This is a genomic window from Thermomonas sp., from assembly GCF_041905325.1.
Classification (GTDB): Bacteria; Pseudomonadota; Gammaproteobacteria; order Xanthomonadales; family Xanthomonadaceae; genus Thermomonas.
Genome location: NZ_JAYRLK010000002.1, coordinates 25,792 through 37,486, shown reverse-complemented (window position 1 = coordinate 37,486; position 11,695 = coordinate 25,792). Strand labels below are relative to the sequence as shown.

At 69.4% G+C, this 11,695-nt stretch carries 8 protein-coding genes; 4 read left to right on the top strand and 4 right to left on the bottom strand.

The annotated features are described in order from the left end of the window. Window positions 1–34: 34 nt before the first annotated feature. A complete protein-coding gene (ispG, locus tag ACE3OK_RS02365; RefSeq protein WP_374247934.1) occupies window positions 35–1,288 on the bottom strand; it encodes a flavodoxin-dependent (E)-4-hydroxy-3-methylbut-2-enyl-diphosphate synthase in 1,254 nt (417 codons plus the stop codon). 115 nt (window positions 1,289–1,403) lie between these two features. Here ispG and xseA point away from each other — a divergent pair, with 115 nt between their 5' ends. Further along, the gene (gene xseA, locus ACE3OK_RS02360) at window positions 1,404–2,744 is read left to right on the top strand and encodes an exodeoxyribonuclease VII large subunit (protein WP_374247933.1); all 1,341 of its coding nucleotides are present in this window, start codon (window positions 1,404–1,406) and stop codon (window positions 2,742–2,744) included. Between the two features lie 10 nt (window positions 2,745–2,754). On the opposite strand, the gene ACE3OK_RS02355 is transcribed toward xseA, so the two are convergent. After that, window positions 2,755–5,604, bottom strand: coding sequence for an EAL domain-containing protein (locus tag ACE3OK_RS02355; protein ID WP_374247932.1), 2,850 nt, complete (start codon window positions 5,602–5,604; stop codon window positions 2,755–2,757). Window positions 5,605–5,752: 148 nt separating this feature from the next. Here ACE3OK_RS02355 and ACE3OK_RS02350 point away from each other — a divergent pair, with 148 nt between their 5' ends. Genes ACE3OK_RS02350 through ACE3OK_RS02340 form a run of 3 tightly spaced genes read left to right on the top strand, consistent with a single transcriptional unit; the run spans window position 5,753 to window position 8,962 of the window. Continuing rightward, window positions 5,753–6,328, top strand: a complete 576-nt coding sequence (locus tag ACE3OK_RS02350) for an RNA polymerase sigma factor (protein ID WP_374247931.1) — start codon at window positions 5,753–5,755, stop codon at window positions 6,326–6,328. After that, complete coding sequence (locus tag ACE3OK_RS02345) at window positions 6,325–7,179, top strand: hypothetical protein (RefSeq protein ID WP_374247930.1); 855 nt, start codon at window positions 6,325–6,327, stop codon at window positions 7,177–7,179. The genes ACE3OK_RS02350 and ACE3OK_RS02345 overlap by 4 nt, the downstream gene beginning before the upstream one ends. A 22-nt stretch (window positions 7,180–7,201) precedes the next feature. Next, entirely contained in the window at window positions 7,202–8,962 is a 1,761-nt protein-coding gene (locus tag ACE3OK_RS02340) for an ABC transporter transmembrane domain-containing protein (RefSeq protein WP_374247929.1), read from the top strand. 56 nt (window positions 8,963–9,018) lie between these two features. Here ACE3OK_RS02340 and ACE3OK_RS02335 read toward each other — a convergent pair whose 3' ends face one another. Together ACE3OK_RS02335 and ACE3OK_RS02330 are read right to left on the bottom strand one after the other, a co-directional pair. Then, complete coding sequence (locus ACE3OK_RS02335) at window positions 9,019–9,636, bottom strand: YdbL family protein (RefSeq protein WP_374247928.1); 618 nt, start codon at window positions 9,634–9,636, stop codon at window positions 9,019–9,021. Between the two features lie 20 nt (window positions 9,637–9,656). Then, the gene (locus ACE3OK_RS02330) at window positions 9,657–11,684 is read right to left on the bottom strand and encodes a hypothetical protein (RefSeq protein ID WP_374247926.1); all 2,028 of its coding nucleotides are present in this window, start codon (window positions 11,682–11,684) and stop codon (window positions 9,657–9,659) included. Window positions 11,685–11,695 lie beyond the last annotated feature (11 nt).

Sequence of the window (11,695 nt, the reverse complement as noted above, 5' to 3'; positions counted from 1 at the left end):
TGACAAGGATAACGCGGCAAGGCGCGATGCCGGGTCAGCCGGGTGGGCGCATCCGGTAATGGCCGTCCACGTAGTCGTCGATCAGCGCGATGAACTCCTGCGCGATGTGTTCGCCGCGCAGGGTGACGGTCTTCTCGCCGTCCACGAACACCGGCGCCGATGGCGCCTCGCCGGTGCCCGGCAGGCTGATGCCGATGTTGGCGTGGCGCGATTCGCCCGGCCCGTTGACCACGCACCCCATCACCGCCAGCGTCATGTTCTCCGCGCCCGGATGGCTGATCTTCCACTCCGGCATCTTCGCGCGCACGTGGTTCTGGACCACGCCGGCCAGCTCCTGAAAGAACTCGGAGGTGGTGCGGCCGCAGCCGGGGCACGCCGTCACCATCGGCGTGAACGCGCGCAGGCCCATGGTCTGCAGCAGCTCCTGCGCGACGATCACTTCCTGCGTGCGCGAGGCACCCGGCTCCGGGGTCAGCGAAATGCGGATGGTGTCGCCGATGCCTTCCTGCAGCAGCACCCCCAGCGCCGCGCTGGAAGCAACAATACCCTTGCTGCCGATGCCGGCTTCGGTCAGGCCCAGGTGCAGGGCGAAGTCGCTGCGCCGGGCCAGGTCGCGGTACACCGCGATCAGTTCCTGCACGCCGGACACCTTGGCGCTGAGGATGATTTTCTCCGCCGGCAGGCCCAGCTCCACCGCGCGCTGCGCCGATTCCAGCGCCGACAGGATCAGCGCCTCGCGCATCACCCGGCCGGCATCCCACGGCTCGGCGCGCTGGGCGTTCTCGTCCATCAGCCGCGCTGCCAAGGCCTGATCCAGCGAGCCCCAGTTGGCGCCGATCCGCACCGGCTTGTCGTAGCGGATGGCGAACTCGATCAGCTGCGCGAACTGGGTGTCCTTCTTCTTGCCGAAGCCGACGTTGCCGGGGTTGATGCGGTATTTCGCCAACGCTTCGGCGCAGGCCGGCTCGCCCGCCAGCAAAGTGTGGCCGTTGTAGTGGAAGTCGCCGATGATCGGCACGTGCACGCCCATCATCGCCAGCCGTTCGACGATCCGCGGGACCGCGGCGGCGGCCTCGGCGGTGTTCACCGTCACCCGCACCAGTTCGGAACCGGCGCGCCACAGCTCGCCGATCTGCTTGGCCGTGGACGCCACGTCGGCGGTATCGGTATTGGTCATCGACTGCACGACGACCGGCGCGCCCCCACCCACCTGCACGCCTCCGATCTGGACGGGGCGAGTGATACGGCGGGCAAGCGGGCCGAAGCGGTCTGGGGCGAGTGTGGTCATGCGGGCATTTTAGCGGGCTACTCGCTTCCGGGGTCTGCCTGCCCCCTGCGGTTCGCCGCTTAGGCTCCGCATCCAGCTCCGATGCGCGGCCGCGCATTGACGCTACGATGCCCCCATGCAACCCAACACCCACACCCTCACCCCCAGCCAGCTGAACACGCTGGCGCGCGACCTGCTGGAAGGCAGCTTTCCCAATGTGGTGGTGGAGGGCGAACTGGGCAATGTCACCAGGCCGGCGTCCGGCCATTTGTATTTCACCCTCAAGGACGCCCGCGCGCAGGTGCGCTGCGCGCTGTTCAAGCCCAAGAGCCAGTGGCTGAACTTCATCCCGCGCGAGGGGCTGAAGGTGCTGGCGCGCGGGCGGTTGACCCTGTACGAGGCGCGCGGTGATTACCAGCTGGTGTTGGATGCGATGGAGGAAGCCGGCGAAGGCGCGCTGCGACGGGCCTTCGAAGAACTGAAGGCGCGGTTGCAGGCGGAAGGACTGTTCGATGCCGTCCGCAAGCGCGCCCTGCCCCCCTTTCCGCGCCGGATCGCGGTGCTCACCTCGCCCTCCGGCGCGGTGATCCGCGACATCGTCAGCGTGCTGCGGCGGCGCTTCCCCTTGCTCGAGGTCGAACTGCTGCCGGTGCCGGTGCAAGGCGAAGGCGCGGCCGCGCAGATCCGCACCACCCTGCTGCGCGCCGACGCCAGTGGCCGCTACGACGTGCTGTTGCTGGCGCGCGGCGGCGGCTCGCTGGAAGACCTGTGGGCGTTCAACGACGAGGCGCTGGCGCGTGCGATCGCCGGCTGCACCACACCGGTGGTGTCGGCCATTGGTCATGAAACCGATTTCTCGCTGAGCGACTTCGCCGCCGACCTGCGCGCACCCACGCCCTCGGCCGCCGCCGAACTGCTGGTGCCCGACACCGCCGCGCTGTCGGCGCGGCTGGCCGCCTTGCAGCGGCAGATGGCGTCCCTGCATGCCAATGCCCTGCGCCAACGGATGCAGCGCGCCGACCGCGCCCTGCTGCGTCTGCACGCGCAGCGCCCGCAGGCACGGCTGGCGGCGCTGGCACAACGCGCGGCACAGGCACGGCTGCGACTGGGCAGCGCCATCACCCGCGTGCTGGAACGCGAAAAAGCAACCCTGCGCCACGCCGATGCAGTGCTGCGCGCCCGGCATCCCCAGGGCCGCCTGCAACAACTGCGTGCACGCCTGCAATTGCTGGCCCAGCGTCCACAGGCCCTGATCGTCCAGCGCCTGCAGCGCGACGCCCTGCACCTGCGCGGGCTGGCGCGCTCGCTGCATGCCATCAGCCCGCTGGCGACGGTGGGGCGCGGCTACAGCATCCTGCAGCACGACGACGGCCAGGTGGTGCGCACCATCACCGAAGTGGCCATCGGTGAACGCCTGCACGCGCGCCTGCACGACGGCACATTGGCGCTGCGGGTGGAAACGCCAACCGCGCCGTGAGGCGCCAGGCTCAACCCGCAGGCAGCGGCACCGGCGGGCTGTACAGGAACCCTTGCGCGTAGGTGCAACCCAGCTCCACCAGCCGGTCGCGCTGGTGGCGGGTTTCCACGCCTTCGGCGATCAATTCGATGCCGAGGCTGGTGGCCAGCGCCACGATCGCACGGATCACCGCCACGCTTTCCGCGCTGTTCTCGCCATCGAGGCCCGCCACGAAGCTGCGGTCCACCTTCAGGCTGGCGATCGGGAAGCGGTGCAGGTACGACAGCGCGGAATAGCCGGTACCGAAATCGTCCAGCTGCGCCAGCACCCCGTGCCTGCGCAGCAACGCCAGGCTTTCCAGCGTCCGCGGCGCATCGTCCAGCAACGCCACCTCGGTGATTTCCACCCGCAGCCGCGCGGGCGACACGCCGGCATCTTCCATCAAGGCCAACAGCCGGCCGGCGAAGTCGGGGGAACGGAAATGGCGGGGCGACACATTCATCGCCACGTACCCCAGGCCGGGGTGGGTGGCCACGTCGGCGATCACCCGCGCGTACATCAGCCAGTCGATCTGCTCGATCAACCCGCTTTCCTCGCCGACATCGAGGAACTCGCCCGGCACCAGCAGCCCGTGCTGCTCATGGCGCCAGCGCAGCAACGCTTCCTGGCCAACCGGCTCGCCGGTATCCATGCGCACGATGGGCTGGTAATACGGCACGAACCGTTCGGCCTGGATCGCCCGGCGCAGATCCATTTCCATGTCGAGGCTGCGCATCGCCTCCTTGTGCATTTCCTCGTCGAACATCGCGCAGCGATCACGGCCGTCGCCCTTGGCGCGATACATCGCCGCATCCGCATCGCGCAGCATTTCCTCGCCACTGCGGTAGCGCGAGTGCCACATGGCAATGCCCACGCTGGCGCTGGGGAACAGCTCGCGGCCAGCCACCCACACCGGCGAGGACAATGCCGCCAGCACCCGGCATCCCAGTTCCTCGGCCATGCCCGGGCCATCCAGCCCTTCGGCGAGGATGGCGAACTCGTCACCCCCCAGGCGCGCCACCAGGTCGTCGCCGCGCACGCTGCCGACGATGCGGCGGCCGGCTTCCACCAGCAGTTCGTCGCCCACCGCATGGCCCACGCTGTCGTTGACCAGCTTGAAGCGGTCCAGATCCATGAACAGCACCGCGAAGCACGCATGCGGATCGTGCTCCGCCGTCGCGATGGCGCGCGCCAACCGCTCCAGCAGCTGCACCCGGTTGGGCAGGCCGGTGAGGGTATCGTGCAACGTCTGGTGGATCAGCTTGCGTTCCACCCGCATGCGCTCGCCGATCTGTTCGACCAGCTCCGCATTGGCCTCGGCCAGCTCGCGGGTGCGCTCGCTGACGCGCTGCTCCAGGCTGGCATGCGCCTGCACCAGCCGGTCCTGCGCCTGCTTGCGTGCGAGGCTGCTGCCGATGTGGAACGAAACGAAGGTCAGCAGGTCCTGGTCACGCACGTTGAACTGGACATCGGGCGAATAGCTTTGCACCGCGATCACGCCCACCACCTTGTCGTCGCGCAGCAGCGGCACGCCCAGCCAGCAGTGCGCCATGCTGCCGTAGCTGCGCACCTTGCCTTCGGCCTGCAGTGCGGCAATGCGCTCGCGATCGGCCAACAAGGGCTTGCCGGTCTGCAGCACGTATTCGGTCAACCCGCCGGCGGGCTTGCGCGGCTTGCGGTCGATGTCGCGCTCATCCACCGAATAAGGGAACTCCAGCATGCTGGAGTCTTCCGACAGCATCGCGATGTAGAAATTGCGCGCGTACAACAATTCGCTGACGGTATCGTGGATCTCGGCATAGAAGTGGCCAAGGCTTTCGCTGGTCATCGACAACTCGGCGATGCGGAACAGCGCGCGCTGGATCTCCTGCACCCGCTTGCGCTCGAACACTTCCGCCTGCAGGTCTTCGTTGGCGCGTTGCAGCTCGGCCGTGCGTTCGGCCACCCGCACCTCCAGCCGCTTGCGCGCACCGCGTCGCTCCAGCGCGGTCAGCACGTGCTGGGCCACGTAGGCCAGCAGGATGCGGTCATCCTCGGTGTAGACGTTGGCCTGTCGGTAGTTCTGCACCACCAGCGCACCGGCCACCCGCTCGTCGCGGCTCATCGGCACGCCCAACCAGTCGGCGCTGTCGGGGCCGCTGGCTTCGCTGCGCGGAATCCCGTGCAACTCCCGCAGCTCGGCCGACGGCCCACGCAGGGTTTCACCGGTGCGCAACAGGTGCACGGTCAGCGAAACACCGTCGTCGGTCAGCGGGATGTCCTGGTCCGGGTCGTTGACGTAGGGGTCCAACTGGTCGACGAAATACAGGAACCGCATGGTCTGGCGGCGATCGTCGTACAGGACGATGTAGAAATTCTCCGCATACATCAGCTCGCCCACGATGGCGTGCACCCGCCGCAGCATCACCGGCAGTTCCAGGCTGCTGCCGGCCAGGTCGGCGATTTCGTACAGAGCCTGCCGCAGCAACTCCGAGCGCAGCAGCGATTCGATCCGGATGCCGGACAACTCCAGCTGCACGGCCTGTTCCAGCAATGCACGGGCCCCCGCATGCCAGCGTTCCAGCGCTGCGGGGTCGGCCCCTGCCGATGCTTGCGCCGTGACTGCCAGCGCCGCACCCTCCGGGCCCGTCCAGACATACCGTTGCCCGCCGTCGCCGGCGGCCTCGGCCGCGCTGGTTTCGCTGCCGCGCCCCAGGGAGGCTTGCTGCCATTCCACCCGCACCCAGCCCGGTGCCGGCAACAACCCGGCCAGCCGCTCGGCAATGCCCGCAAGCGCGCCCTTGGGCCGGCGCTGCGCGGGGTCGGGAATGGCGGAGGGTATGGCCGTCAAGGTTGCGTTCATCTTCGCCCCCATATTGCCTGCAACTGCGCCCGGATACCATGCCGGAATACGTTTTCCATGACCCCACCGATCGCGTTCGCGCGTTGCAGCGGGCATGCCTAGCATCGCCACTTCATCGCAGCCCCTGCGCGCCCCCTTTTCGCCGGCCATGGCAACCCGTAGGCTGTTGCGGGTGGACATGGCGGAGCACAGTGACGAAGCCCTGATGCTGGCCTATGCCGCCGGCAACGCCGATGCGTTCGCGCAACTGTATGCGCGCCATCGCCAGCCCCTCTATCGCTACCTGCTGCGCCATCTGCGCGACACCACGCTGGCCGACGAATTCTTCCAGGATGTCTGGCAACGCGTGATCGCCGCCCGCACCACCTGGGCCCCGGATACCGGCTTCACGGCATGGCTGTTCACCATCGCCCACCATCGGCTGGGGGACCACTGGCGCAGCCTCAAGCACCGGCCCGTCGCACCGGCAGATGCCGAACAGCGACTGGAACGGCTGGCCGATACCGACACCCCCGAGCGGGTATTGTCCGAGTTCGAACGCCGCCGCCAGCTGCAACTGGCCCTGGATGCCTTGCCCGACGAACAGCGCGAAGTGCTGCTGCTGCGACTGGAACAGGAAATGACACTGGAACAGATCGGCGCGGTGACCGGCACGGGCCGGGAAACGGTGAAATCGCGACTGCGCTACGCCATGGACAAACTCCGCGCGAGGTTGCCGCAATGACGCGCCAGCCACAGCACCCGCTGGATGCCGAGGAACGCGCACTGGCCGCGCAACTGCCGCGCCTGCCCGGCCACGACGGCCCCGACCCGGCGCTGGACGCCCGCATCCTGGCCGCCGCCCGCACCGCGCTGCAGGCGCCGGTGGGCGCGCGCCCCGCACCACGCCGCATCCGCTGGAGCGTGCCGCTGGGCCTGGCAGCCTCGCTGACGCTGGCGCTGGGGCTGGCCTGGCGCCTGCAAATGGCACCGCCTGCACGCCTGCCCGTCCCGCCCCCCCCTGCCGCCGAGCAGCAGCGGGCAATGCACGCCCTTGCCCCGCCCGACCGCGCGACCCCGCTGACGGATCGCGTCATGCCGCCGGCTGCCCTGACCCCGATCCCGCCTGCCGAGCCGGCACCGCCGACACTGAAGACCCTGGCCGCCCCACCGGCAGAGCCACCGGTGGTGCTGGACGCGCCCGCCGCATTCCCCGCGCCCGCAGCGTCCCCGCCATCGCCCCCGCCGCCGGCCCCCGCAGCGGCGATCGCGCCGCCACCGCCGGCCGTGGTTACCGCCCCCATGCCGCCTCCCGCCCCGGCGGATGCCGCCACGGGCACGATGGCAAAAAACACGCTGCGCACGCAGGCACGGGAACAGGCGGACATGTCCGACGCCCCGGTGGAGGATGTCCCTCCCGCCACCATGGCCAGTCCGTCGGCCCGCGATGCCTGGCTGCGACGCATCCGCCAGTTGCAACAACAAGGGAAGCTCGACGACGCGCGTGCCAGCCTGGCCGAATTCCGCCGCCGCTATCCCGAGGCGCGACTGCCGACCGATTTGCAGCCCCTGGAGCCCGTTCCCGCATCGCACTGACAGCTGGCGCTAAAATGCACGGATGAACTCCCCCGCACCGGCGCCGGCGAAGGCGCCCATCGGTTCCCTACGCGCGCTCTGGCCCTTCATCCGTCGGCATTCGGCGCTGTTTGGCGCATGGCTGGTGGCGTTGGCCTGCTCCTCCACCGCCACCTTGAGCCTGCCGGTGGCATTCCGGCAGATGATCGACCACGGGTTCAAGAGCGGTGCCAACATCGACCGCACCTTCGCCTTCGTGCTGATGGTGATCGTGGCGCTGGCGCTGGCCACCGCCGCCCGCTACTTCTTCGTCACCCTGCTGGGTGAAAAGGTCGTGGCCGACCTGCGCAGCCAGTTGTATGCGCACTTGCTGGAGCTGGATGCCGGCTTCTACGACCGCAGCCGCAGCGGCGAGCTGGTCTCGCGCCTGACCGCCGATGCCGAACTGCTGCGCAGCGTGATCGCCTCCAGCATGTCGGTGGCCCTGCGCAGCAGCGTGACCGTGGTCGGCGCACTGGCGATGCTGTTCGTCACCAGCCCCAAATTGGCGGCGTGGGCGCTGCTGGGCATTCCGCTGGCGGTGGCACCCATCATCGTCGGCGCGCGCCGCATCCAGAAAGTCTCGCGCGCCAGCCAGGACCGCATCGCCGACGCCAACGCATTGGCCACCGAGGCGCTGGGGGCCGTGCGCACGGTGCAGGCGCACGCACGCGAAAACTTCGAGCGCAGTCGCTACCGCGATGCCATGCATGCGGCCGTGCAAACCGCGCGCAAGCGCATCGGCGCGCAGGCATTGGTGACGGCGGTGGCGATCAGCCTGATCTTCGGTGCCGTCATCGTGGTGCTGTGGTCGGGCGCGCACGATGTCATCGGCGGCAAACTCAGCGCCGGCGCGCTGGGCCAGTTCGTGATGTACGCCCTGATCGGCGGCGGCTCGGTGGGTGCGCTGGCGGAAGTGTGGAACGAACTGCAGAAAGCCGCCGGTGGCATGGGCCGCATCCACGAGCTGTTGCAGGAACAGCCTGCCATCACCGCGCCGGCCAGCCCGCAGGCATTGCCGGTGCCGGTACGCGGCGAGATCGTGTTCGAAAACGTCACCTTCCACTACCCGCAACGCCCCGACACGCCGGCGCTGGAAAGCGTCAGCCTGCACGTGCGGCCGGGCGAGACGGTGGCATTGGTGGGGCCGTCGGGCGCGGGCAAGAGCACCGTGTTCTCGATGTTGCTGCGCTTCCACGACCCGCAGGCCGGGCGCATCCTGCTGGACGGCATCGACCTGCGCGCGCTGGCCCCGACCGCGCTGCGCAACACCGTGGCCCTGGTGCCGCAGGCACCGGCGATCTTCGCCGCCAGCGCCGCCGACAACATCCGCTACGGACGCCTCGACGCCAGCGACGAAGAAGTGCGCCACGCCGCGCAATCGGCCCGCGCCGACGAATTCCTCGATGCCCTGCCCGACGGTTTCGCCAGCGAGCTGGGCGAACGCGGCACCCGCCTGTCCGGTGGCCAGCAGCAGCGCATCGCGATTGCCCGGGCACTGCTCAAGGACGCGCCGATCCTGCTGCTGGACGAAGCCACGTCCGCGCTCGACGCCCAGAGCGAACGCAGCGTGCAGCAGGCGCTGGAAAACCTGATGACCGGCCGCACCACGCTGGTGGTGGCGCACCGCCTGGCCACCGTGCTCAAGGCCGACCGCATCGTGGTGATGGACCACGGCCGCATCGTCGCCGAAGGCACCCACGCCGAACTGCTGGCGCAGGGCGGGCTGTACGCGGAGCTGGCGCGACTGCAGTTCCTGGACTGAGGGGTGACAGCAAAACGCCCGGCATTGCCGGGCGTTTTGCGGGTGCCTGCCTGCGCTTATTTCTGCTTCCAGCCGCCGCTGGATTCATACCACCAGCCGCTGCGTGCGCTGGCGGCCCACTGGCGCGCAAACACCCCGCGGATCTGGTCTTCCCATTCCGGATGGCCATTGGCCACCGCCACTTCGCGATACACCGCCTTACGGTCGCGGTTGTCGTCGGCGACCGCCGAGTTCAGCGCCACCCGATCCTTCAACTCGACCTTCGACGGATCGCGCACCGTGATCAGGCCATCGCTGGTGAAACCCAGCGCGCCGCTGTCGAAGCCCGCGCGCAGGCTGGCATTGAAGCGGGCCTCCATGCGCGACTGGATGGCCTGGATGGCGGGCGTCTTGATGGTGATGTCGGGCGCAGCCTGCGCGCGTGCACTGCCGATGCCCACCAGCGCCCACGGGTCCACGCCCGACAGGTCGATCTCGATGCGGCGCTCCAGCATCGCCATGCCGCCGCCCCCCTGCGGCTGCACGGCGGGTGCCGGGGTGCCTTCCTGGATCACCTTTTCGACGAACTCCTTGGCGGCTTCCTTGGCCTCGGCGGCCGGGAAGTACACGTTGATCGTCACGCACGCGCTGAGCAACAGCGTGGCCGCAACCGGCATGCCTACCCAATGTTTCATGTCCTGCCCTCTCTGGTTCGTCAATGAATGATCGGCGCCACGTCGCCCTTGCCGGCGGCCACCAGCCGCTCCACCAGCGTCGGCCAATTCACCGCGCGGTTGTAACCCACGACCTGCAGGCGCGGCACGCCGGCACCTTCCACGATAGTAAAGGCGTTGCCGGCTGAATGCAGGCCGGACATCGCGCACACCTGGTTCTCCAGCTTGCAGCCGATGCCGATGCGGCGATAGCCGAAATCCTCGAACAACCCGATCACCCGGCCCTGCAGGGTCTGGATGAAGGACGCGCCGCCGACGCTGCCGATGTCCTGCACCGCGCGTTGGCTGATGCGTTGCGGCACGCCGGCGACGGCGCGGGTGGCGAAGCGCGCATCGAAGGCCACCGGCGTCCAGTCCACCAGCCGCAACCCATCGATGCGCCCGTCCAGCCGCCCGGTAATACTGCCGAAGCCCAGCACTTCGGTGAGGCGAAGCAAGTCCAGGCCTTGCAGCGCGATGTCCGCACTCAGGCTGGGGGCGGTACCGAACGGGCGCTCCAGCGCCAGCGAGGAAAAAGCCACCCGGCCGTCGAACAATTGCAGCGCCAACCCGCCTTCGAACACGATGCGATCCTGCGCGTACCGCGCATGCGGGATGTCGCCGCCCAGCACGCCCTTGAAGGCCGGCAGGCCCAACGCCTGCGACACCTTGCCGAAATCGATGCCGGCCAGCTGCATGCCGAAGTCGATCTCCATGCCGGCATCGCCTTGTGGCGGGCGGATCACCACGTCACGCAGGCCCAGCGCGCCGCCCATCAGCGGCACTTGCACGGGTTGCGGAATGCGCAAAGCACCCTCGGCACTGCTGAACGGCAGGCGGGCGGCACCGAACGCCAGTCCGTAAAGCTGGCCATCCTCCCATTCCAGCGCGCTGGCCACCGGCGCAGCGGCCGAATAGCGCAGGTCCCCCCGCAGGCCTTCGAACACGAAGCGCCCGGCCGGGTCGCGCAGGGTGGTGCGTGCCAGCACCGCGTCCACCGCTTGCAGGCGGCCATCGCGCACCTGCGCATCCACCTGCAATGCCCCTTGCATCGCCACGTCGCCCAGGCCGAACAGGCCCATCCAGCCGGACAGGTAGCGCGGTTTCAGTGGCCCCATGTCGTCACTGTGCGCCTGTACCGTCAAGGCGTCCAGCGTGCCCTCCGGCGTCAGGCGGGCACTGGCGTCGGCACGCAGGGCGCTGCCGTCGCGCCATTCCATGCGCGGCAAGGTCCAGCCCGCATGCCCCTGCCGGTCGGCGTCGATGCGGATGCCCACGGCATCCTTCGGCAAGGCCACATAGGTATTGCCGGCGAGAAATTCCCCCCCCAGCAGGTGGCCGCGCAGGCAGGCGCTGGCTTGCGTCGCCGCGAGGCGATAGTCCAACTGCAGGTCGGCGCCCAGACCTTCGCCGACGATGCTGGCATCGGCATTCTCGAAGCCCGCCCCGCGCACCCGCAGCGGCCCGTCCACGCGCAGCGGTGCCCGCGCCGGGGCCTGCACCCGCAGCTGCCCGTCCACGCGGCCCGCCTTCAGGCGCGCACCCGGCCAGGCCTGCGCCAGCAACGCCTGGGCCCACGCCAGTGGCACCGCCGTCAACACCAGCGCAGTCTGGTCCGGGGTTGCCGTGGCACGCACCACCTGCAACCGCGCGGCATCGTCCGCCAGCGTGGCGTGCTGGCCATCGGCATCCAGCACCAAGGCGAGCTGCAACGGCGCGGACGGGCCCTGTGCCACCGGGCCCGCGCAGCGCCAGCCACCGCCGGCGGTACGCGCCAGCGGGCAACGCCAGTGCACGTCGCGGAAGTGGTAGCCCAGCTCCGGTGCATCCACGCGGGCCGCCCACAACTGCAGATCCCCGCCGGCGGCCCCTTCCGGCCAATCCAGGCGCAGGCGCACCTGCGCCAGCTGCACCGCCGGCGTGGCCACTCGCGCCACGCGCAGCGTCGCCACCCGCGCCTGCGCCACCGGCGCGGCCAGGAACCACGCCAGCGCAACTCCCAGGCAACGCGTTAGCATCGGGCGCGACATGGACGCAGCAT